Origin of the sequence: Vagococcus martis (assembly GCF_002026305.1) — a bacterium.
In the GTDB taxonomy this organism is placed as follows: domain Bacteria; phylum Bacillota; class Bacilli; order Lactobacillales; family Vagococcaceae; genus Vagococcus; species Vagococcus martis.
On record NZ_MVAB01000001.1, the window covers coordinates 1603118 to 1627094 of the forward strand.

Sequence of the window (23977 nt, forward strand, 5' to 3'; positions counted from 1 at the left end):
GAATTAAGTTAAAAAGTACTATTGTGGTACTTTTTTTTCATAAGGAGGGGAAAACATGCCAAAAGAAAAAGATTTGACCGCTGAAGAAGTAATAAAAATGGTATCGACTTATATGAACCCTCAGCATGTTGCATTTGTTGAAAAAGCAAGTGATTACGCAAAAGAAGCGCATAAAGAACAATTTAGAAAATCAGGGGAGCCATACATTATTCATCCCATCCAAGTAGCAGGGATTTTGGCTGAATTAAACATGGATCCTCATACTGTTGCCACAGGTTTTCTACATGATGTGGTGGAAGACACAGATGTTACCTTAGAAGACTTGGAAAAAGAATTTGGTCCAGACGTTGCCATGCTAGTAGATGGTGTGACAAAACTTGGGAAAATTAAATACAAATCACATGAAGAACAACTCGCTGAAAATCATCGTAAAATGCTTTTAGCCATGTCACAAGATTTACGTGTTATTATGGTAAAACTAGCAGACAGAGTTCATAATATGCGGACGCTAAATCATTTAAGAGAAGATAAACAACGACGCATTGCAAAAGAAACATTGGAAATCTATGCACCACTCGCTCATCGTTTGGGGATTAGTTTGATTAAATGGGAGCTTGAAGATAGATCACTTCATTATTTGAATCCTCGTCAGTATTATCGTATCGTTCATCTGATGAAATCAAAACGTGGTGAACGTGAACAATATGTGGCTCAAGCAGTCGAAGAAATCAGAGAAGCGACAGAAGAGTTAGGTATTTATGGCGAGATTTATGGTCGACCAAAACACATTTATTCGATTTATTGTAAAATGCATGACAAGAAAAAAGAATTCTCTGAAATCTATGATTTATTAGCCATTCGTGTGATTGTTGATTCAATCAAAGATTGTTACGCAGTTCTTGGGGCGATTCATACTAAGTGGAAGCCACTTCCAGGTCGGTTTAAAGATTATATCGCTGTTCCTAAAACAAATATGTATCAGTCGTTACATACCACAATCATTGGACCAAATGGTAGTCCGATTGAAATTCAAATTAGAACCCATGAAATGCATCAAATTGCTGAGTTTGGGGTGGCAGCTCACTGGGCATATAAAGAAGGAAAAACAGACCAACAGACGGATAAAAATGCCAATCAGATTAGTTTATTACGTGAAATTATTGAATTACAAGATGAAAACTATGACGCCTCTGAATTTATGGATAATGTAAAAGGTGAAATCTTTAGTGATAAAGTGTACGTGTTCACACCAAAAGGAGACGTAACGGAATTACCAAAAGGCTCAGGGCCGCTTGATTTTGCTTATAATATCCATACTGAAGTGGGAAATAAAACCACTGGAGCAAAAGTAAATGGCAAGATGGTCCCCCTTGATTATAAATTAAAAAATGGGGATATCATTGAGGTTTTAACTTCTCAAAATTCATTTGGACCTAGTCAAGACTGGGTGAATATGGTGGTGACAAGTAAAGCCAGAAATAAAATCAAACGCTTCTTCAAAATTCGTGATAGAGAAGAAAACATTGATAAAGGAAAACATCAACTTGAAAAAATGTTTGAAGACAATGATTTTGTCGCCAAAGATTTTTTAACAAAAGAAAAAGTGGATGATGCATTAGAAAAATTTGCATTCCAGCAATTAGATGATTTGTATGCAGCTGTTGGTTTTGGTGAAATCACTGCGCAAGTTGTGTTTAATCGTCTGACTGAAAAAGAGCGAAAAGAACGTGGTATCAAGAAACAACAAGAAGAAAATGAAGAATTAATTAAGCAATCAGCTCAGAAAAAAGAAGCCAATCGAATGAAAATTCGCCATGAAGGTGGAATTGTCATTCAAGGAGCAGATAATCTATTAGTGCGAATCAGTCGCTGTTGTAATCCTGTACCTGGTGATGAAATTGTTGGCTACATTACGAAAGGTCGTGGTGTGTCGATCCATCGTAAGGATTGTCCGAATATGAACAGCTCACCTGAAGTAAAAGAGCGTCAAATAGAAGTAGAATGGGAAGATACAGCGGCAAATAGTGAACAAGAATACAATGCGGATTTAGAGATTTACGGCTACAATCGTTCTGGTTTATTAAATGATGTGTTACTCGTTGTTAATGCCAATACAAAAAAATTAATGAGTGTTGAAGCAAAAACAGCTAAAAATAAAATGGGCGTGATTCACTTGACTATTAGTATTCGAAATCTAGCTCACTTGGAACAAATTGTTGATAAGATAAAAAATATACCAGACGTTCATAGCGTGAAGCGAACAAAAGGGTAGGTGAGAATAGTATGCGAGTAGTATTGCAACGTGTATCAGAAGCAAGTGTCTCAATAGATAACAAAAAAGTAGCAAGTATTGAAAAAGGATATGTGCTTTTAGTTGGTATGGCAGAAGAAGATACGAAAGAAGAAGCAGATTATCTGGCAAAAAAAATTAGTAAGCTACGCGTATTTGAAGATGAAGAAGGTAAGATGAACCTAGATATTCATCAAATAGGTGGGAGTATTTTATCTATTTCTCAGTTTACTTTATTAGCTGATACAAAAAAGGGAAATCGTCCAAGTTTTGCTAAAGCTGGACGTCCTGATATGGCTAGTAAGTTATACGATTATTTCAACGAGCAGCTACGTCAAGAAGGCATAGAAGTAAAAGAGGGTGTCTTTGGAGCGGATATGTTAGTTGATATAAAAAATGATGGACCTGTTACTATTATTTATGACAAATAAAAAAGATATCAGACGGCTATTAATAGTCGTTTGATATCTTTTTATTGTAGATTGAAAAAAATGATAAATAAATGACTTTTTTTCTTTCTTTTTGTGAATAATTATGATTTAATAGTAAAAATGGTTAAAAGAAGGAGAGATTGTTCGTGTCTAAGTATCAACGAAAAGTTTTAGTATCAACAGCAGCAGGTATCGGTTTAGAGAACATGGATATCATGTTTTTAGCATTCTCATTATCATCTATTATTTCATCACTACAGGTTACAAGTGCTCAAGCGGGATTTATTTCCACTATTACTAATTTGGGCATGTTGGCAGGTGGTATTTTTTTTGGTCTTTTAGCCGATAAGATAGGACGAGTCAAAGTATTTGCATATACAGTTATTACCTTTTCTATTGCGTCATTATTAATGTTTTTTGCATCGAATATTTACCTAGTTTATTTATTTCGTTTTATAGCTGGAATTGGAGCCGGTGGTGAGTATGGAGCTTGTATGTCACTTGTCTCAGAAACATTTTCAAAGAAAAACTTAGCAAGAGCAACGTCGGTTGTTGCGATTGGTGGACAAGTAGGAGCAATTGTTGCGGCAGTTTTGGCTTCATTGATTATTCCAGTGTTAGGTTGGAAAATGCTGTATGTCATTGGAGTACTACCAATATTTTTCGTTTTATTTATTAGACGAGGTTTAGAAGAACCTGACAGTTTTAAAGAACGTCAGGAAAGTGGTGAAAAGCCAAAATTATCTTTATTATTTAAAGATGGCCAAACGACTTGGCAAACAGTTGGATTAACTCTGATGGTAACCGTTCAAATTGCGGGATATTTCGGGTTGATGAATTGGTTACCATCAATTATGCAGAAGCAACTAGGACTTTCTGTTTCTGGATCGTCATTGTGGATGATTAGTACCATATTTGGAATGAGTTTAGGGATGTTAACATTTGGAACGGTGATGGATAAACTTGGTCCGAAATTATCATTTGCTGTATTTTTAATTTTTTCATCTCTATCAGTTTACTTGATTGTTTTAGCTAAAGGTCAGTGGAGTTTACTCTTTTCAACAATGTTAGTAGGATACTTCATTAACGGTATGTACGGCGGTTACGGTGCAATCATCAGTTCACTTTATCCAACAGAAATTCGGGCGACAGCTAATAACGTCATCATGAATTTAGGAAGAGCTATTGGTGGGTTTTCATCAGTCGTGATAGGATTTTTAATGGATAATTACTCGTTAACAGCTGTTGTAGTTTGCCTATCAGCAATTTACTTAGTGAGCTTATGTATTATGTTGACGATACCAGGATTTAAGTTATACAAAGAAAGCTAGGAAAGATATTTGAAAATTATCTTTATATTTTCTTAAGCAAAAGTTTAGATAAATTAATAAAAAAAAGCATGATTTTGTCATGGGTTGAGACTATTATATAAACATACCAACGAAACAACCCTAACAAACTTTTTCATTTTATTTACTCCTCCAAAGTAAATAAACAACTCCTTTTTGCTACTAGAGAAATCTAGTGGCTTTTTTATTTTAAAATAGTTAATTGAACAATCAATGAAATAAGTAGATACACACATATTGGGATATAAATCATATTATCCATTTTTGCAAAGGTCGTATCTTTTTCACGTTTGAATAAGCCCAAACAGTTAAATTCACCAATGATTCGAGCAGTAAAAACAAAACAAGCTAGTGTTAGTAAAATAGAGACAAATTTTTGATTGCCAATCTGATAATGATAAATAATCTCTAAAAAAGCTAATATGAAAAAGGCTGTAGCAACTAGAGAACACATAAATGATCCAGGTGTTTGATTAAAAAAATGTGGTTTGAGATTATACTTATATTCTGGAAGAACATACTCTCCAAAAAGATTCCCACCAAACGCCCAATACACATGTAAGAGACCTATACTAATAAGTAACACGACAGACAACCAGAAAAAAACAAATGACATACCCCAACATCCTCTCAAATTAGTTAGTTCATTTTTGTAGGTTAAGTATACTCTTGTCTTTTCAGGTTGAAAAGGATTAATAGAAACAGGAAAAAAGTATCTTTACTTTTTCTTAAGTAAAACATCACAAAAATAATAAAAAAGGACATCGTTTTTTCATAAATAGAGGTTATTATATAGTCATACCAACAAAATAACCCTAACAAACTTTTTCATTTTATTTACTCCTCCAAAGTAAATAAACAACTCCTTTTTGCCACTAGTGAGAACTAGTGGCTTTTTTGTGTTATGGCACTTTTTTCAAAAATTGAGATGAGATGAGTGAATAGAAGATAACTCCAACCTATCTTTACTTTTTCTTAAGTAAAACATCACAAAAATAATAAAAAAAGACATCATTTTTTCATAAATAGAGGTTATTATATAGTCATACCAACAAAACAACCCTAACAAAACTTTTTCATTTTATTTACTCCTCCAAAGTAAATAAACAACTCCTTTTTGCCACTAGAGAGATCTAGTGGCTTTTTTATATTCTGTCATATCAAGTCTCCATATTTTTTATTATGGCATAATTATGAAAATAGAGTTGGTAAGAAACAAGAATAAAAGGAATTGATAAAGTGAAATATCACAAGAAATTTCTAATATCATTCAAAGTTTAAAACAAGCTGTACCTAAAACGGATAATTTTAAACGACTACATCAAGTATTTGATCAATTAAACTCAGAAGTTCTCATTGCGATTGATTATGCAGGATTTGATACAAGTGAAGGTCACGAAGACGTGGGCTCAGTTTTTAATGTGATGAAAGAATATGATATACCTAGAAAAGGCTATTGTTTTTTTCATCAACAAGATATAGAAAGATGCTTTGGAAAACCTGGAACGCTATATTTAGCTTTTCATAGTATGACAGGAGATGAGGAGATTGCTATGGAAGTAGGACAACGTATCGTTGAATTATTAAGAGCCAACCATTTTGATGTTTATTGGGAAGAAACATTAGATAGAAAAATAGGTATAAAGAATTTTCATTTGGATAAGCAATATGACGAACAACTATCTAGTGTAGTAAGATCTTTGAGTGTGATTACGAAAAGTCATCAGTAGATAAAATGATAGAAGACCTTTACTTTTTCTTAAGTAAAACATCACAAAAAGAATAAAAAAAGACATCATTTTTTTCATAAATAGAGGTTATTATATAAGCATACCAACAAAACAACCCTAACAAACTTTTTCATTTTATTTACTCCTCCAAAGTAAATAAACAACTCCTTTTTGCCACTAGTGAGAACTAGTGGCTTTTTTTATTACGCCGATTGTAAAATTAAGCTAGACAACTAAAAAATCATTTGTGATACACTCAAATTGTATTTCCAACCAAAGAAAACAAGGAGAGTGATCACAAATGACCTATACACATCTTACTACAGACGAGCTAGTTTTGATAGAAGCTTATTACCATCAAAATAAAAAAGGAACATACGTTGCGAAACAATTGAAACGAGCAAAACAGACTATCTATAATGTTTACAAAGCTTTTGATGAGGGATTATCTGCACTAGATTACTATAAAAGATACAAAAATAATAAAAAGAATTGTGGCAGGCGTCCTATTTCTTTATCTGATAATGAAACAGAATACATTCAAAAGAAGGTTGTTCAAGGATGGACTCCAGATGTCATTATTGGTCGTGCTGAGTTTCCTATCTCATGTTCTATCAGTACTCTTTATAGATTATTTAAGCAAGGACTGTTTGATTTGACCGCATTACCTATGAAAGGTAAAAGGAAAGCGAATGGTTATAAAGAAAAAAGAGGTAAACAAGCCTTTAAAAGAACCATCCATCAACGTAATAAGGACTATCAACTCTTTAATAATGAATTTGGTCACCTTGAAGGTGACACAATTGTTGGAAAAGATCATAAAAGTGCTGTTATCACACTCGTTGAAAGACTATCGAAAGTGATTATTACGTTAAAACCAATAGGCAGACGAGCAATAGATATCGAAAATAGTTTAAATAATTGGTTTAAAAAGTTTCCATGCCATCTATTTAAATCAATCACATTCGATTGTGGTAAAGAATTTTCTAATTGGAAATCAATCAGCAATCTAAATGATATTGATATTTATTTTGCCGATCCAGGAACACCATCACAACGTGGCTTAAATGAAAACTCTAATGGGTTATTACGTAAAGATGGATTACCTAAACAAATGGATTTCAACAAAGTTGAGGAATCTTTTATCCAATCTATCGCTTCTAAAAGAAATAATATTCCTAGAAAATCATTAAACTATAAAACACCATTGGAAGTATTTTTGAGTTATGTAGACAACGATATTTTGTCTAGCTTAATTTGACAAATGAAATTATCATAAATGATCAACTATACTGATGAAATCATCATATGAGGTTCTATGGAATATGGAAAAGGTAAGTTTAATGTGTTGTTTAGATGTTCTGTCACATAGTAGATTTGTTTATCTAATGAAACAGCTAGTCCGAGTTCAAAGAAAGAAGTATGGTCCATGTATCCAGTGATAAAAACTAGAGAACTCTTTTTTATGGTATCAATTGTTTGCTCTAATGAAGAACACATACCAGTCATGACGCAAAAATCATTGAGAAAACCAAATGATGTTATTTCTTCTTTTTCGTAAAAAGAGGATAGAGCACGGCTTTCTATGATAGGATTAGTTGAAATTTGGTAGATATATTTTGCTGTAGTAGACATATCTTTATCTCCTTTATCATTGTTTTAATTATCGTACTATTATATACACTAGATATCAAATAAACCTCTAACAACTATCTTTGTTAGAGGTTTAAAGTAACTATTATTGTACAGTTTCCATTCTTTCAACATCAAATTCTTCACCTAAGTCATGAATTCTTTTAATCCATTCTTCTGGTGTAATGTCATTTTCAGTGATGTAACGATTTCTTTCATGAATACGACAGTCATGAGAACAACCACGTACATATTTTGCTTCGTTTTCTTCAGAGCACAAGATTTGTCTGTTACATTCTGGATTACCACAGTTAACGTAGCGTTCACAAGGTGTACCATCAAACCAATCCACTCCAACGATAACTGGGTCAACATGATTGATAGGAACACTAATACGTTCGTCAAACACATACATTTTTCCATCCCATAATTCACCTTGAACTTCAGGATCACGACCATAAGTAGCGATACCGCCATGTAATTGACCAACATCATTGAAACCTTCACGAACTAACCAACCAGAGAATTTTTCACAACGAATTCCACCAGTACAGTATGTTACAACACGTTTATCCATGAATTTTTCTTTGTTATCACGAATCCATTGAGGTAGTTCTCTAAATGTACGAATATCTGGACGAACAGCTCCTCTAAAGTGACCTAAATCATATTCGTAATCATTTCTTGCATCGATTACAATCGTATCTTCATCTAAAATAGCTTCTTTAAATTCTTGAGGTGATAAATAGTTTCCAGTTAATTCTAATGGGTTAATATCATCTTCTAATTTTAAAGACACTAATTCAGGACGAGGACGGACGAACATTTTTTTGAACGCTTGCTCGTCAGCGGGATCAATTTTAAAGAAAATATCTTTAAATCGTTCGTCAGCATGCATGTAATCCATATAACGTTGTGTATCTTCAGTTAAACCTGAGAGAGTTCCATTGATACCTTCTTTGGCAACTAAGACACGGCCTTTCAAGTTAAAAGATTTACATAATTCTAAATGCTCTTTGGCAAATTCTTCAGGATCTTCAATAGGGACATATAAATAATATAATAATACTTGATACTTTGACACTGTAATTCCTCCTAGAGTTTGTATCAGATAATTATAGAGAAAAGTCTATAAAATAGCAATATTGAAGTTTTTTTCACAAGTATGTAAAAAGAGATTTAAATAAATAAGTTGACGATTTTTGAAATTAACGTTATCTTACTAAGAGTAGTGCTTGAAAGGAAATAAAGAGATGAAGATATGGCATGAACTAAAAAAACAATGGCGGTATATGGATGGTGTAGTAATTATCTGCTTGATAGTTTTATCATTTGTTCCTTATGTGGTATTTGGTATAAATCAAGCAAAACATAAAGAGGATACTAGTGGAAATATTGCAATTGTTACAATAAAAGGTAAAGAAGTTGACCGTTTTGATTTAAATGAAAACACAAAACATTTTGAGAAAACCTACTACCCAGGTGGGGATAAATATAATATTGTTGAAGTCGATGGAACTCGCATACGAGTAAAAGAAGATAATAGTCCAGATCAAATTGCGGTTATGACAAGTTGGATTAGTCGAGTAGGACAAACAAGTATTTGCTTGCCTCATCAATTAGTGATTGAGATAAAGGCTAAAAATCCAGATAATGATGAAGATGAAATGATTATGACGTACTAGGTTAATTGATATTTAGATGTAATCATAGAAAGGGTATTCTAATGAAAAAGAAAATAATGTTAGCTATATTATCATTAATAGTTCTATGTGGTGTAGCACTTATTTATTTATATAAATCTAATGCTGGAATTGCAGTAAAAGATAATGTAATAGACATACAAAAAGAAAAAGTAGATGTAAAACAGGTCACAAAAGAAAAAGATAGTAATCGACCAAAGGTGATTGTTAATTTTGGAGATAGCATATTCGGAAACACTGGAGAAACATCAGAAGATACGTCAATTTCAGCAGAATTAACAAAAATAACACCAAATAAATATATAAATGCAGCCTTTGGAAATACAATGGCTAGTACAAGACAAGATTATATGTATTGGGACTCCCTATCTTTGGTGAGTTTAGTAAATGAAGTTGTGAAAGATGATAGCGATATCAGCAAATGGAATACCCAAGATGCAAGTATTTCAGCTGGAGTTTTTCCAGATAAATTTGCTGATCAACTAGATAAGATTAAGAAAATTGATTTTTTTGATGTTGATGAAATTACTATTGGTTTTGGAACAAACGATTTCACGAAAGAAGCAAGTCTTTTTGGAACGGATGTACATAGCTACAGTTATGCATTAGATAATTCAATAAAAAAATTGAAAAAAGAATATCCTGATATAAAAATTACCGTGATATCACCAGCATATAGATATTGGAAAAATCCAGATGGAACTTTTTTAGAAGATAGTAATACAAGAGAAGTGAACGGTTATAAATTAACAGATTTTGTAGAAGAAAGTAAAAAAATAGCAAAAGAGAATGATGTAACCTTTATTAATAATTATGATGTCATAAATTTTGATAATAAAGAACAATATTTTGATGAATTTGATTCCACACACCAAAATGTTGAAGGAAGACGTTTTCTGGCTAAGTATTTAGCGGAGCAAATGAAATAACAAAAAACTCTTACGAAAAAGTAAGAGTTTTTTTGTTATACTTATATAAGAAATAGGAGGTGTTATGGCAATGAAAAAAATATATTATTTATTGTATATTCTTATAGGAATCTATTGTGTGTCATTGTTAATCTCTGGAAAAATATGGTTTATGATAACATATTTACTGTTGTTAGGTATTACTAAGTATTATTCGGTTAAACGCAATAAAGAATTGAACTATATGTGGCAGCTAGCTAAAGAAAAAAATATTTCTCTAATTACTTTGAGTGAACTGTCTAATATGGGGCAACTCGACTTGAAAGCCACTCAACGTGAAGAATCTGGACGATATTTACCACCTCGTCAGTTAGTCCGACAAACCATCGAAAAGTTAGAAAATTACAAAGGATAGTGAAACATTTTTTCTTTTGTATAGGAGTCAATGCCAAGATAATCGAAATCCAATGAGTTAATAACTGACAGCATAATTTCATTTTCTTCAACACTATTAATTGTCACATAATCATATGTGTTTATTTCTTTTAATAGACTAATCACATATTTAATAATCTTTTTAGCATATCCTTTTCCCTGCTCGTGTTTATCAATGATAAGTCTCCAAATTAAAAGTTCTTTTTTATTTAAATCTTCATCTAGTAGTATGAATCCAATAGGTTTATTATTAAATTCAATCAAAAAAGGAAAAACATCATTATTATCTCGATATATATAGCATTGAGCGATAGAGTATACAACAGAAACAACATAGTTTTGTTGATAGTCATGTAATGAGAGTGAGATTGTATCATTAAAATTCATCTCATTAACTGGTTTTAAAGAGATCAATGGTAATCACGTCCTTTATTTTTTTACTAATACCACGCCAATTATTAAAAGAGCAATACCGATTAATCGTTGTGGTGACATTGGAATTGGGTCATTACCAAAGAAACCAAAGTAATCAATAAGAGCAGCCATGATTAATTGTCCAGCGATAAATGAACCAAAAAATGTTGTGTAACTGATTTTGCTTGGAATAATGATAGTTGCTAGAACAATCACTAAACTAAGAATACCACCAGTCCACATCCACCATTGACTGAGTTGGAATTTTGGAATAGTGATTGGTCCTTTGTGTAAGAAACTCCCTACAATCAACATCAGAGTTGCTCCGATAAAGTTACTAATAGCCCCACTGATATAAGGTGATTTTACTTCTTGTCTTAAACTCGCGTTGACACCGCCTTGAACAGGTTGAGCAATTCCTGCTAACAATGCAATAATTATCCATAAAAATACCATGTTGACTTCCTCCTTAATATTAAAACACTCATAATTTAATCTTTATATATCATTTTAAACCAAAAGTTATACGTAAATTCATAATAACGTTTTCATTTAAATAAATCAAATTTCAATAAAATAAAAAATCCCTACTTTTATTAAAGTAGGGAAGACTGATATAAGAACATAAGCAAGCGTAATTATGATACGGGTTATGCCTTATAGTTAAGTCTATAAATAGTTTATCACAATCGTTCGAAAAAACAACGATAATTTTATGAAGGTTGTCCACCTTTTTGATATATTTTTATTAACACACCGGTTATGGCACTTACTGCGATTCCTGCGACTAAAGCTTCAGGAACACCGTTGATAAAAATAACACTTAAAACGGCTTTATATAGTCCAGATCCAATCGCGACACCTTTTAGTTGAGAATACGCGTCTTGGAATACTAAATAAATTAAGTTCATGACTAAAAGTGTATTGACCATTGATGCAGCAACACCTGATAAAAACAATGATAGTTTATCAGGCACTTTATTAGTAGATTTCAACCACTTGTAAATAAAGTAAGGAACAACCCCAGTTAAAATTCTAGGAATAAGAGCTATGACGATTGCCCATAAACTGCCATTATTTGTTCCAAGAACAGGAATAAATGGTGAAAAGGCAAATGATAAAGCTGAAGGTGTCATGGTATTGATGGTCATACTAAGTAAACCAAATGACAATCCTAGGAAAGCACCTATTCTTGGTCCTAAAACAATTCCACCAATAATAACAGGGATGTGTACCAACGTCGCTTTTATAAAACCTAAGTTGATAAAACCAAGTGGTGTAAATGAAAAGACGATGATAATTGCTAAAAATATAGCAGTGAGTGTTAAACGTTTTGTTTTCACGATGAAACTCCTTTTTTATTTTTTGATTAATTGTTCTTTTACGGTATTAACGATTACATCGACATCAGCTAAAGCACCTTTACCATAATCTCCACAGGCTAGTAAACTTTCTTTTGGTTCGATGATTTGATACCCATCTTCTTCTAGTTGTGTGAGATTACGCTTCATCGCAGGGTTTGTATACATATATGTATTCATAGCTGGTGCGATTATTTTTGGTATATCATGGACAGCTAAGGCAGTTGTCGATAGCATATCATCGGCAATGCCATTTGCCATTTTTCCAATAATATTCGCTGTAGCTGGTGCAACTAAAAATAAATCTGCTCGTTTGACCACGTCTATATGATTGATATCACTTGGTTTATGTTCATACATAACGTCTGTATGGACTGTTTCTTTTGATAAAACTTGAAGTGTCAAAGCTGGAATGATTTTTGTACTATTGTCCGTCATAATCACTTCAACATCAATATTTTGTTTTTTTAGTTGACTGATGATATCCCCTGCTTTATAAGCAGAAATACTAGCAGAAACACCTAATAATACTTTTGGCATATACTTATCCCTCCTGTTTAATCAATGTCAGTAGTGTGTTTGCAATGTCTTGTTTCGTATGGCATCTCTCTTTGATCCCTTGATGATTAATAATTAAGGCTTCGTGTTTATCCGTTGAAATATTTTCTAAGTCATTAGCTACAATGTAGTCAGCCTTATTTTTTTTGATACTGTCTGTTGCAGCAGCTACTAAATCAGCATCACTCACACCTACTAATAACTTAAACCCAACTAATTGAGTTGTTGGCTGCCATTTTTTTATGGAGTGAATTACTTTAGGTGCTTTTTTTAATGCAATAATGAGTTGTTCAGAAGTTGAACGGATTTTTTTCTCACCAGTATTTGATGCTAATGCGTTAGAAGTAAGAGCTGTTTTTATTAATTTTTCTAGTTCATCTTTAGTTGAAGGTGACTTAGTTGATATCATATCGGCTAAGTTTTTTGCTAAGTCAATTTCCGATGTCGTATAGTCTAACTCATAGTCACTGACAGCCATACTATGAACGACAGTATGGATAGGTGTCGTAGTTAAAATTTCTTGCATCGTTTTTTCCAAATCTCTAACAGAAGCAATAGGAAAAAATTTGATAGCTGGATTATTTGGTAGGACTGCTTTTGGTCCATGAACATAAAAAATAGTATCAACCTGTTCAGCAAATGTTTCTGCTATTACTTTTCCTAACGAACCTGTTGCATGATTGGTTAAATTTCTTACCGAATCGATTGCTTCAGATGTTCCTCCTGCCGTAATTAAAATATTCACGTTAACGCGCTCCTTTATTGTGTTAAATCAACATACTTACTTGTTTTATCAGATGACTTGACGACATTTAAAATGGCGCATGCCAAATGATGGACGTCTATTGGGTAAACTTGTTTACACCAATGAGAAAGCACGGGTATCTTAGCACCGAGTTTCAATACAACGCCTTGTGTTTGTTTTAAGAGATGGTTCTTATCTGTTACTAAACCAGAATAAACAATAGTATTTTGATTGTCTTGAGAGATAATCAAAGATTCAGCTTCTTTTTTTGCTTTGATATAGCCTGATGGCCCAAATTTTGCTGAGAGAAACAGATAAGGTATCTTTTTTGTTGTTGCCCAATTACTAATAATATCATTTGGTCTGATAATGCTATTAACATAGGTTTGTTTCGTTGTTTGCTTTAAAATTCCAATTAAATTAATACAATAGTGAATAGAATCTGGGATGTCGTTTTGCCAAGTGTCATGTTTTACTACATCACTTGCAATCCAAGTCATGTTCGCATGATGCACCCAATTTTCATTTATACTAGGTTTGCCGTGCGTTGAAATGCTATAAACGTGATAGCCTTGTTCTATCGCTTTTTGACAAATTTTTTGTCCAATAAAACCGCTTCCTCCAAAGATAAGTAGTGTGTTTGGCACGATGTTTCATCCTTTCAAGAAACACTATTTTTTCCATTCTAACATAAAAAGAACAGAATGAAAGATAGAAAAAACTTTGATTTCTTTTATTTAGGTTTGAAACTTGTTAAAATATATAGGTAGCTAATTAGAAAAGAGGAAAATAAATGCGTTTATTATTTGTTGGAGATGTTGTCGGGTCATTAGGAAGAGAAACCTTAGGCACCTATCTTCCAAAATTAAAGAAAAAATATCGTCCCCAAGTCACGATTGTGAATGGTGAAAATGCCGCAGCAGGTCGTGGAATTACAGAAAAAATATACAAAGAAATCTTACAAGATGGGGCAGATGTGGTGACTTTAGGTAACCATGCTTGGGATAATCGCGATATTTTTGAGTTTATACAGGACGCAAAAAAAATGGTACGACCAGTTAATTTTCCAAAAGACACAACACCAGGGCAAGGCATTGTGTATGTAAAAGTCAATACAATTGAACTGGCGGTAATAAACTTGCAAGCAAGAACGTTTATGACACCAATAGATGATCCATTTGATGTGATAGATAAATTAGTAGAAGAAGCGTCACAACGAACCTCACACATATTTATTGATTTTCATGGTGAAGTGACAAGCGAAAAACAAGCAATGGGTTGGTTTTTAGATGGACGTATTTCAGCGATTGTTGGGACACATACACACGTTCAAACAAATGATGCACGTATTTTGCCAGAAGGAACGGCTTATTTATCTGATGTTGGAATGACAGGACCCTATGATGGTATTTTAGGAATGGAAAGAAGTGCGGTTATTGAAAAGTTCCGTACAGCATTACCACATCGCTTTGAAGTTGTGACAAGTGGACGTACTATCTTATCTTATTGCGTGATCGATATTGATGATAAAACCGGAAAAGCCACCAAAATAGAGGCAAGTACAGTAAGTGCGGATAATCCATTTAGAGAGTAAGCATTGAAAGGAGCTTTTATGACAGAAAAAAGACCAGAGTACGATGATAATATTCAAGCGTCTATGGCAGAGTTGCTTGATGGTTTAAAAAATCATGACACCATAAAAGCCTATAAAAAAATCGAACAACGAATTGATGAGCATGAGGGACTAAAACAATTGGTTGAAGATATCAAAGTGTTACAAAAAGAAGCAGTTAAATTTGCTCACTATGATAAACCTAATGCAGAAAAAGAAGCTATACGCCAAGCAGATGAACTGCAAGAAGCGTTTGATACACATCCATTAGTAGTTGAATATAGAGAGTGTTTAGTTGAAGCGAATGATTTATTACATCACTTGGCTTTGATTTTACAAACTCAAGTGAATGATACATTAGAACAAAAGTTAAATGAAGAAGAGTAGGGAAGTGATGGTATGCCGCAAAAAACAAAACATACACCTATGATGCAACAATATTTTGAGATAAAAGCTCAATATCCAGATGCTTTTTTATTCTATCGTTTGGGTGATTTTTATGAAATGTTTTATGAGGATGCAGAAAAGGTGTCACAGCTATTAGAGTTGACTTTAACCAGTCGAAATAAGAATGCTGAAGATCCTATTCCAATGTGTGGGGTGCCACATCATTCGGCTGCAAATTATATTGATATTTTAGTGGAAAAAGGATATAAAGTAGCTATTTGTGAGCAAGTAGAAGATCCAAAAACAACTAAGGGCATGGTTAAACGTGAAGTTGTCCAACTTGTCACACCAGGAACAGCGTTAGGGAAACAAGAATCAGATGCAAAACAAAATAATTTTTTAACAGCGATAGTTTATGATGATGACACGAAAAACTATGGCTTTTCCTATACAGATTTAAGTACGGGAGAAATCAGTGTGGCCACGTTATTTGATGACGAAACGGTACAAAACGAATGTAGTGCATTGCGCACAAAAGAAATCGTGATTGGTAGTGAGTTGCCAGACGAGTTATTATCATGGTTTGAGGCACAATCTATTGTTCAATCTAAACAAAAGATTGGTGATGTTGAAGCAGAGTTTAGCTACCTAATGGAAAAAGTATCAGATGAACTAGCTAAACAATCTATTCAGACGTTATTGTCTTATCTTTCAGATACTCAAAAAAGACAACTTAGTCACTTACAACAAGCACAAGTTTATGAACCAAGCCATTTTTTAAAGATGGATTATTATTCGAAGTATAATTTGGAATTAACACAATCCATTCGTTCAAAAGATAAAAAAGGTACATTGCTATGGTTACTTGATGAAACACAAACAGCGATGGGGGGACGATTATTAAAACAATGGATTGATCGCCCATTATTAAAATTATCTGAGATTAAAGAGCGACAAGAGATGGTTGAAAGTTTAACGCAAGCTTATTTTGAGCGTATGGATTTAAAAGATTATTTACGTCATGTATATGATTTAGAACGCTTGGCAGGACGAGTAGCTTTTGGAACAGTCAATGGACGAGATTTGTTGCAATTAAAACAATCCTTAGAACAAATTCCGATGATTCAATCCATTATCCAAGGATTAGATAGTGGGCAGTTTGGAACATTGTTAGAAAAATTGACACCAATGGATGACTTAGTCGGGGTTATACGTGAGTCGATTAATGAAGAGGCGCCATTATCTATCACAGAAGGAAATGTTATTAAAGATGGATACAATGATGAATTAGATACGTACCGTGATGCGATGAAAAATGGTAAACAATGGTTAGCAGAAATGGAAGCGAAAGAACGACAAGCAACAGGCATTAAAACATTAAAAATTAAATTTAACCGAGTGTTTGGTTACTTTATTGAAGTGACGAAAAGTAATATTCAAGATGTGCCAGCTGATCGTTATGAAAGAAAGCAAACATTAGCCAATGCAGAGAGATATATTACACCTGAGTTGAAAGAGATGGAAACATTAATTTTAGAGTCACAAGAAAAATCACAAGAATTAGAATACCGATTGTTTTTAGAAGTAAGAGAAACAGTCAAAGAGTCAATAGATCGACTGCAGTCCTTGGCAAAATCTGTGGCAACACTTGATATTTTACAAGGGTTTGCTGATATTAGTGAAACCTATCAATATGTTCGCCCAGAAATGACCACCAATCAATCAGTTATCCAGATAGAAAATGGTCGTCACCCAGTGGTTGAAAAAGTACTAGGCAGTCAAGAATATGTGCCTAATAGTATTGAGATGGATAAAGATACAATGATTTTACTAATCACTGGACCGAACATGTCAGGTAAGAGTACATACATGAGACAATTGGCTTTAACGGTTATTATGGCGCAAATCGGTTGTTTTGTGCCGGCAGAATCTGCGGTCATTCCTATTTTTGATCAAATTTTTACTCGAATTGGTGCGTCAGATGATTTGATATCTGGTCAAAGTACGTTCATGGTCGAAATGATGGAAGCTAATCAGGCGTTGAGATACGCTACACCAAACAGTTTGATTTTATTTGATGAGTTAGGTCGTGGGACAGCTACTTATGACGGAATGGCATTAGCCCAAGCAATCATTGAGTACATTCATGAATATGTTGGTGCTAAAACATTATTTTCTACGCATTATCATGAAATTACAACGCTTGAAGATGAGTTAAAAGGTGTTAGCAATCGTCATGTTGGGGCCGTAGAAGAAAATGGTGAAGTCGTCTTTTTACATAAAATGATGGAAGGTCCAGCTGATAAAAGTTACGGGATTCATGTGGCGAAACTAGCTGGATTACCAGCAAATTTACTCCACCGAGCATCTGATTTATTAGAAAATTTTGAGTCACAAGCTGTTCACACAACAGACGTAACTGAAATCGTTATAGAAAAAGAAAATAAACCGGTAGACGATGTTGGTCAACTATCGTTATTTGGGGAAGAAACATCAGAATCAAGTGAAGTAGTGAATGAGATTAAAAACTTAAACCTATTAAGTGTAACACCACTTGAAGCATTAAATATATTATCTGAGTTACAGAAAAAAGTGAAGTAAAAGGAGGCTAGAAGCATGGCGAAAATTGAAGAATTATCACAGATTTTAGCAAACCAAATTGCTGCTGGTGAAGTAGTTGAACGTCCTGCTTCAGTCGTCAAAGAGTTGCTGGAAAACTCGATTGATGCCGGTAGCACGAAAATTGATATTTTTATTGAAGAATCGGGATTAAAAAAAATTCAAGTGATTGACAATGGGGAAGGAATTTCTTCTGATGATGTCCTAAATGCCTTTAAGCGACACGCGACTAGTAAGATTCATAACCGTGAAGATTTGTTCCGTATTCGCTCACTTGGTTTTCGTGGTGAAGCATTACTAAGTATAGCCTCAGTATCTGAAGTTACACTTGAAACGTCAACTGGTGAGGAAGGAAGTTACCTTTTCTTATCAGGTGGTGTAGTGAAAGAGCACAAAGCTCATTCCTTGCGTAAAGGGACAAGTATCACCGTTGAAAATATCTTTTTTAATACACCAGCGAGACTGAAATATGTGAAGACTCTCCAAACCGAATTAGCCAATATTGGAGATGTCGTCAATCGTTTGGCGATGAGTCACCCTGATATCGCGTTTACTCTGACGAATGATGGGCACAGTATGTTGCGAACAATGGGTAGTGGAGATTTAAAACAAGCGATTGCTGGCGTGTATGGCGTTAATACGGCAAAAAAAATGATAAAAGTTTCTGGTGAGGATTTGGATTTTAAATTAACGGGCTATGTGTCTTTACCAGAAGTCACGCGAGCAAGTCGTAACTATATTTCTCTTATTATAAATGGTCGCTACATCAAAAATTTTATTTTAAATAAAGCGATTGTGTCAGGATATGGCTCAAAACTGATGGTTGGCCGCTTTCCGATTGCCGTGTTATCGATTGAAATGGATCCGTTACTTGTTGATGTGAATGTCCATCCAACTAAACAAGAAGTTCGCTTGAGTAAAGAAAAAGAACTTGTAGTACTCATTGAAACAAGTATTGCTAAAGCATTAGGTGAAGAAGTGCTAATACCAAGAGTCAATGACACTAAGCCATTTATGAAACAAGTTGATACGGTAAAAGTTGAGCAACAACAGCTACCTTTTGAGCATTCAGCTAAACCACTAGAGCGTAAACAACAAATTAAAGACACTAACCTAGCCTATGATTCCTTAACGGGTGAGTTTTATTTAAAAAACAATGAAGAAAAAGAGTTATTTAAAGAAGCAAAAGATTACACGAATGGTGTGTCAGAAAAATTAGATGATGCAGATTACACGCAAGAAAGTGACATAGAATCAAATACTGTTTCTCATGAAGTGGTTGAAGAAGTGGTTGATCTGCCAGAAACTGATACAAAAGACATGCCAACACATGCTTTTCCACATTTAGAGTATTTTGGTCAAATGCATGGCACCTATTTGTTTGCTCAAAGTGATGAGGGACTTTATATTATCGATCAACATGCTGCCCAAGAACGTATCAAGTATGAATACTTTAGAGAAAAAATAGGTGATGTAGGAGAAGACAAACAACAACTCCTTGTGCCGATTATTTTAGAGTACTCAGTGGATGATTACCTAAAAATCAAAGAGAATTTATCAGTATTTGAAAAAGTGGGGATCGAGTTAGAAGATTTTGGACAACAAAGTTTTATCATCCGGTCACACCCAACTTGGTACCCGATTGGCAAAGAAGAAGCAACGATTCGTGAGATGATTGATATTTTTCTTAATGAAGGAAAAATTGACGTGAAAACATTCCGTGAAGATACGGCAATTATGATGAGTTGCAAGCAATCAATTAAAGCCAATCATCATTTAGATGAACGTCAAGCACGAGCATTGTTAGAAGAATTAAAAACATGTGACAACCCATTTAATTGCCCACATGGTCGTCCGGTCTTAATTCATTTTACAAATCAAGACATGGAGAAACTCTTTAAACGAATTCAAGAGCCACATTAGAAAGGAAGACGTACATGATATTAGCGTCAGCATCACCTCGAAGAAAAGAATTATTGTCATTTATGACAAGTCATTTTACGATAAGTCCAGCTGATATAGATGAAACAGTCAATGTAGATGAATCACCAAAAGACTACGTTAGTCGTATGGCTAGAGAAAAAGCTAAAGAAATCGTTAAACTTTATCCTAATGAAACAGTAATTGGGTGTGACACAACGGTTGTGTTAGATAATGATATTATGGGAAAACCAATGGATGAAAAAGATGCCTACAACATGCTAGAAAAACTAAGTGGCACCACACATAAAGTGATGACAGCCGTTTGTGTGATTACACCTGAAAAAATATATGAACATATCGAAGTTGTGGATGTGTTGTTTTATGATTTGGATGAAGAAGACATCACTGGTTACATTAAAACAGGTGAACCAATGGATAAAGCAGGGGCTTATGGTATCCAAGGAAAAGCAAGTGTATTTGTCAAAGAGATAAAAGGGGATTATTTTTCTATCGTTGGCTTACCAGTTGGTTATTTAAATCAATTATTTAAAGAATTAGGAAGGTGAAGAAAGTTGGCAAATAAAGAAGAGTTAAAACAAACATTAACCCCTTTACAGTATCAAGTCACTCAAGAAAATGGCACAGAACGTCCTTTTTCAAGCGAATACGACCAATTTGATAAAGATGGCATTTACGTAGATATCGTTAGTGGAGAACCATTGTTTTCTTCAACTGATAAATATGATGCTGGATGTGGGTGGCCATCATTTACAAAGCCTATAGCAACATTACAAGAACTTGAAGATACAACACTTGCAAGAGTACGAACTGAAGTAAGAAGTTCTCAAGCTGATTCTCACCTAGGCCATGTGTTTCCTGATGGACCACAAGACAAAGGTGGACTAAGATATTGTATTAATGGTGCTGCATTACGTTTTGTACCAGTTGAAGACCTAGAAAAAGAAGGTTACGCTGAGTATTCTACTCTTTTCAAATAATGAAAGCTTCCCATGTTTATGGGGGCTTTTTTTAATAAGGAAAGCATAGGATAATTGTTCGGGATATGGTACAATTTTAGGGAACATGCGTACGTGAAAGGAAGAAAACAAGTGTATGAATACATCAAAGGGACAGTAACATTTACTAGTCCTTATTATATAGTCGTTGAAACAAATGGATTAGGTTATCAAATTGCGGTGGCGAATCCATTTCGCTACTCATCTTATTTAAATCAAGAGGTGACGGTTTACTTGCATCAAGTCATTCGAGATGATGCACATTTACTTTACGGGTTTGCCACACTTGAAGAAAAGCAACTATTTTTAAAATTAATCAGTGTCTCAGGAATTGGACCAAAAAGTGGCTTGGCGATTATGGCGTTAGATGACCATTCAGGTTTAGTTCAAGCAATCGAAGCGCAAGACGCGACGTATCTAACTAAATTCCCAGGTGTTGGAAAGAAAACAGCACAACAAATGATTTTAGATTTACAAGGTAAATTAGATGATGTCGAAATAGATGTATCTGAAACAACGACTATTTCCACACAGCAAGATTTATTTACTGTAGAGCCAACGCAACAATTAGATGAAGCAATCGAAGCACTCAAAGCACTTGGTTATTCTGAAAGAGAGATTAAGAAAATCAAAAAAGAGCTTGAAAGTTATCAAGATAAAACAACAGACGAGTACTTACGTATTGGACTGAAATTATTAATGAAAAAGTAGGGGATGGTAAAGAAGATGTCAGAACAAGAAGAAAGACTTGTCTCTTCTGAAACATTAGACGCGGAAGAAATGGTTGAAAAGTCACTTAGGCCAACACGGTTATCTCAATACATTGGCCAACAAAAAGTGAAAGATGAATTGACAATTTATATCAAGGCAGCCAAACAACGAAATGAAGCACTTGACCATGTCTTACTCTATGGACCACCTGGACTAGGTAAAACAACGATGGCCATGGTGATAGCAAATGAAATGGACGTCAGTATCAAAACAACGAGTGGTCCAGCTATTGAAAAACCTGGAGATTTAGTAGCAATACTAAATGAGTTAGAACCAGGAGATGTGCTATTTATTGATGAAATTCATCGTTTACCACGTGTGGCGGAAGAACTGTTGTACTCAGCTATGGAAGATTTTTATGTCGATATTATGATTGGACAAGGTCCTACCTCTCATCCAGTTCATTTTGAGTTACCTCCATTTACTTTGGTAGGGGCAACGACACGAGCTGGTATGTTATCAGCACCTCTTAGAGATCGTTTCGGGATTATTTGTCATATGGAGTACTATGATGAAGCTGATTTGAAAGAAATTGTCATTCGTTCGTCAGATATTTTTGATGTGATAATTGAGGAAAGTGGTGCTTATGAGATTGCAAGACGTTCACGAGGCACGCCACGTATCGCCAACCGCTTATTAAAACGAGTGAGAGATTTTGCACAAGTCACAGGTGAAGGAATTGTCACAAAACAAATTGCTGATGACGCGTTAAAAATGCTTCAAGTAGATGATAAAGGACTAGATTATGTCGATCAGAAATTACTTCGTGTGATGATTGAGTTATACAATGGTGGACCAGTTGGGTTAACGACCATTGCTGTAAATATCAGTGAAGAACGTGAAACAGTAGAAGACATGTATGAACCTTACCTTATCCAGAAAGGGTTCATCAAACGCACACAACGAGGACGAATTGTAACAGAATATGCGTATCAACACTTAGGTTATCCTTACAATCAAGAGAGTTAAGCTATCAGACTGTTTTTATTTGAGACTAAAAGTGTTAAAATACAACAGGAGAAGGAACAGAAAGGAAATAGGTGAGGATATGACATTAAAAACCTCTGACTTTGATTTTGATTTACCAGAAGAACTGATTGCACAAACGCCACTTGAAAATCGTGCATCATCAAAGTTATTAATATTAGATTCTAAAACAGGAGCGATTGAAGACACTCAATTTCCTGCGATTATAGATGAATTAAACGAAGGAGATGCTCTTGTTATGAATGATACAAGAGTTCTTCCTGCAAGACTTCACGGAGAAAAGCCTGATACAGGTGGACATTTGGAAGTTTTATTGTTAACGAATACAACAGGTGACACATGGGAAACCTTGATTAAACCTGCCAAACGTGCCAAAAAAGGAACGGTGATTTCGTTTGGGGATGGTGCTTTAAAAGCAGTCGTTGATGAAGAATTAGAGCATGGTGGTCGCATGATTACTTTTTCTTATGATGGTGTCTTTTTAGAGATTTTAGAATCACTTGGAGAAATGCCATTGCCACCATATATCAAAGAGAGACTAAGTGATAATGACCGTTATCAAACTGTTTATGCGAAAGAAAATGGGTCAGCCGCCGCTCCAACAGCTGGGTTACATTTCACACCAGATGTCTTGAAAAAAATTGAAGACAAAGGTGTTAAATTAGTATATTTAACCCTTCACGTTGGACTTGGAACATTTAGACCAGTCAGTGTTGATGACGTGGAAAATCATAAAATGCATAGTGAATTTTATCGTTTAACCAAAGACGCCGCAGACACACTTAATGCGGTTAAAGAAAATGGTGGGAAAGTTGTGGCAGTAGGGACAACATCTATCAGAACACTTGAAACCATTGGGACAAAGTTTGACGGCAAATTACAAGAAGACAATGGATGGACAGATATTTTTATTAAACCAGGCTATGAGTTTAAAATAGTCGATGCGTTTTTAACTAACTTCCATTTGCCAATGTCAACATTGATTATGTTAGTCAGTGCTTTTGCCGGAAAAGAAAACGTCCTACATGCCTATGAACATGCCGTAAAAGAAAGATATCGCTTCTTTAGTTTTGGGGATGCGATGTTTGTCAAATAAAGAAAGAGAG

The 23977-nt window shown here is 34.3% G+C and carries 26 protein-coding genes; 17 read left to right on the forward strand and 9 right to left on the reverse strand.

Annotated features, from left to right (window positions below; translation table 11 throughout):
- Nucleotides 1–55: 55 nt before the first annotated feature.
- From BW731_RS07780 to BW731_RS07790, 3 genes are all read left to right on the forward strand, one after another.
- Nucleotides 56–2272 carry a RelA/SpoT family protein gene (locus BW731_RS07780; RefSeq protein WP_079347106.1) on the forward strand — a complete coding sequence of 739 codons (2217 nt, stop codon included), beginning with the start codon at nt 56–58 and terminating at the stop codon, nt 2270–2272.
- An 11-nt stretch (nt 2273–2283) separates the two neighbouring features.
- Nucleotides 2284–2721: a D-aminoacyl-tRNA deacylase gene (dtd, locus tag BW731_RS07785; protein ID WP_079347107.1), complete on the forward strand. Its 438-nt coding sequence runs from the start codon at nt 2284–2286 to the stop codon at nt 2719–2721.
- 146 nt (nt 2722–2867) lie between these two features.
- Nucleotides 2868–4052, forward strand: coding sequence for an MFS transporter (locus BW731_RS07790; protein ID WP_079347109.1), 1185 nt, complete (start codon nt 2868–2870; stop codon nt 4050–4052).
- 202 nt (nt 4053–4254) lie between these two features.
- On the opposite strand, the gene BW731_RS07795 is transcribed toward BW731_RS07790, so the two are convergent.
- Nucleotides 4255–4686 carry a DUF3995 domain-containing protein gene (locus BW731_RS07795; protein ID WP_079347111.1) on the reverse strand — a complete coding sequence of 144 codons (432 nt, stop codon included), beginning with the start codon at nt 4684–4686 and terminating at the stop codon, nt 4255–4257.
- Nucleotides 4687–5338: 652 nt separating this feature from the next.
- On the opposite strand from BW731_RS07795, the gene BW731_RS07800 reads away from it, so the two are divergent.
- The gene (locus BW731_RS07800; RefSeq protein WP_408645969.1) at nt 5339–5800 is read left to right on the forward strand and encodes a DUF6891 domain-containing protein; all 462 of its coding nucleotides are present in this window, start codon (nt 5339–5341) and stop codon (nt 5798–5800) included.
- Between the two features lie 301 nt (nt 5801–6101).
- Entirely contained in the window at nt 6102–7061 is a 960-nt protein-coding gene (locus BW731_RS07805) for an IS30 family transposase (RefSeq protein ID WP_079344899.1), read from the forward strand.
- A 26-nt stretch (nt 7062–7087) separates the two neighbouring features.
- Here BW731_RS07805 and BW731_RS07810 read toward each other — a convergent pair whose 3' ends face one another.
- Both BW731_RS07810 and trhO read right to left on the reverse strand, forming a co-directional pair.
- Nucleotides 7088–7435, reverse strand: a complete 348-nt coding sequence (locus tag BW731_RS07810) for a hypothetical protein (protein ID WP_079347114.1) — start codon at nt 7433–7435, stop codon at nt 7088–7090.
- A gap of 103 nt (nt 7436–7538) precedes the next feature.
- On the reverse strand, nt 7539–8516 hold the full coding sequence (gene trhO, locus BW731_RS07815) for an oxygen-dependent tRNA uridine(34) hydroxylase TrhO (protein ID WP_079347115.1): 978 nt from the start codon (nt 8514–8516) through the stop codon (nt 7539–7541).
- Nucleotides 8517–8685: 169 nt separating this feature from the next.
- On the opposite strand from trhO, the gene BW731_RS07820 reads away from it, so the two are divergent.
- From BW731_RS07820 to BW731_RS07830, 3 genes are all read left to right on the forward strand, one after another.
- Nucleotides 8686–9117: a NusG domain II-containing protein gene (locus BW731_RS07820; RefSeq protein ID WP_071457540.1), complete on the forward strand. Its 432-nt coding sequence runs from the start codon at nt 8686–8688 to the stop codon at nt 9115–9117.
- Between the two features lie 41 nt (nt 9118–9158).
- Entirely contained in the window at nt 9159–10064 is a 906-nt protein-coding gene (locus tag BW731_RS07825) for an SGNH/GDSL hydrolase family protein (protein ID WP_079347117.1), read from the forward strand.
- Nucleotides 10065–10182: 118 nt separating this feature from the next.
- The gene (locus BW731_RS07830; RefSeq protein ID WP_143592759.1) at nt 10183–10458 is read left to right on the forward strand and encodes a hypothetical protein; all 276 of its coding nucleotides are present in this window, start codon (nt 10183–10185) and stop codon (nt 10456–10458) included.
- Here BW731_RS07830 and BW731_RS07835 read toward each other — a convergent pair.
- The 6 genes from BW731_RS07835 to BW731_RS07860 form a co-directional block, all read right to left on the reverse strand.
- The gene (locus tag BW731_RS07835) at nt 10446–10892 is read right to left on the reverse strand and encodes a GNAT family N-acetyltransferase (RefSeq protein WP_079347121.1); all 447 of its coding nucleotides are present in this window, start codon (nt 10890–10892) and stop codon (nt 10446–10448) included. The genes BW731_RS07830 and BW731_RS07835 overlap by 13 nt on opposite strands.
- A 15-nt stretch (nt 10893–10907) precedes the next feature.
- On the reverse strand, nt 10908–11348 hold the full coding sequence (locus BW731_RS07840; RefSeq protein ID WP_079347123.1) for a DMT family transporter: 441 nt from the start codon (nt 11346–11348) through the stop codon (nt 10908–10910).
- A gap of 257 nt (nt 11349–11605) precedes the next feature.
- Nucleotides 11606–12238, reverse strand: a complete 633-nt coding sequence (locus tag BW731_RS07845; protein WP_143592760.1) for an ECF transporter S component — start codon at nt 12236–12238, stop codon at nt 11606–11608.
- A 12-nt stretch (nt 12239–12250) separates the two neighbouring features.
- Entirely contained in the window at nt 12251–12793 is a 543-nt protein-coding gene (locus BW731_RS07850; RefSeq protein WP_079347126.1) for a phosphopantothenoylcysteine decarboxylase, read from the reverse strand.
- 4 nt (nt 12794–12797) lie between these two features.
- On the reverse strand, nt 12798–13556 hold the full coding sequence (locus tag BW731_RS07855) for a phosphopantothenoylcysteine decarboxylase domain-containing protein (protein WP_158080183.1): 759 nt from the start codon (nt 13554–13556) through the stop codon (nt 12798–12800).
- A gap of 14 nt (nt 13557–13570) precedes the next feature.
- On the reverse strand, nt 13571–14203 hold the full coding sequence (locus BW731_RS07860; RefSeq protein ID WP_079347129.1) for an NAD-dependent epimerase/dehydratase family protein: 633 nt from the start codon (nt 14201–14203) through the stop codon (nt 13571–13573).
- Between the two features lie 146 nt (nt 14204–14349).
- Here BW731_RS07860 and BW731_RS07865 point away from each other — a divergent pair, with 146 nt between their 5' ends.
- The 9 genes from BW731_RS07865 to queA all read left to right on the forward strand — a co-directional run bounded on the left by BW731_RS07865 (nt 14350) and on the right by queA (nt 23967).
- The gene (locus tag BW731_RS07865; RefSeq protein ID WP_079347131.1) at nt 14350–15150 is read left to right on the forward strand and encodes a TIGR00282 family metallophosphoesterase; all 801 of its coding nucleotides are present in this window, start codon (nt 14350–14352) and stop codon (nt 15148–15150) included.
- Between the two features lie 18 nt (nt 15151–15168).
- Nucleotides 15169–15555 carry a YlbF family regulator gene (locus tag BW731_RS07870; RefSeq protein WP_143592762.1) on the forward strand — a complete coding sequence of 129 codons (387 nt, stop codon included), beginning with the start codon at nt 15169–15171 and terminating at the stop codon, nt 15553–15555.
- Nucleotides 15556–15567: 12 nt separating this feature from the next.
- Complete coding sequence (mutS, locus tag BW731_RS07875; protein WP_079347133.1) at nt 15568–18156, forward strand: DNA mismatch repair protein MutS; 2589 nt, start codon at nt 15568–15570, stop codon at nt 18154–18156.
- Nucleotides 18157–18171: 15 nt separating this feature from the next.
- Nucleotides 18172–20097: a DNA mismatch repair endonuclease MutL gene (mutL, locus tag BW731_RS07880; protein ID WP_079347134.1), complete on the forward strand. Its 1926-nt coding sequence runs from the start codon at nt 18172–18174 to the stop codon at nt 20095–20097.
- A 14-nt stretch (nt 20098–20111) separates the two neighbouring features.
- Entirely contained in the window at nt 20112–20663 is a 552-nt protein-coding gene (locus BW731_RS07885) for a Maf family protein (RefSeq protein ID WP_079347136.1), read from the forward strand.
- A gap of 6 nt (nt 20664–20669) precedes the next feature.
- Nucleotides 20670–21095: a peptide-methionine (R)-S-oxide reductase MsrB gene (gene msrB / locus BW731_RS07890; RefSeq protein WP_079347138.1), complete on the forward strand. Its 426-nt coding sequence runs from the start codon at nt 20670–20672 to the stop codon at nt 21093–21095.
- A 111-nt stretch (nt 21096–21206) separates the two neighbouring features.
- Nucleotides 21207–21824, forward strand: coding sequence for a Holliday junction branch migration protein RuvA (ruvA, locus tag BW731_RS07895; RefSeq protein WP_079348597.1), 618 nt, complete (start codon nt 21207–21209; stop codon nt 21822–21824).
- 15 nt (nt 21825–21839) lie between these two features.
- Nucleotides 21840–22853, forward strand: coding sequence for a Holliday junction branch migration DNA helicase RuvB (gene ruvB / locus BW731_RS07900; protein WP_079347140.1), 1014 nt, complete (start codon nt 21840–21842; stop codon nt 22851–22853).
- 79 nt (nt 22854–22932) lie between these two features.
- A complete protein-coding gene (queA, locus tag BW731_RS07905; RefSeq protein WP_079347142.1) occupies nt 22933–23967 on the forward strand; it encodes a tRNA preQ1(34) S-adenosylmethionine ribosyltransferase-isomerase QueA in 1035 nt (344 codons plus the stop codon).
- Nucleotides 23968–23977 lie beyond the last annotated feature (10 nt).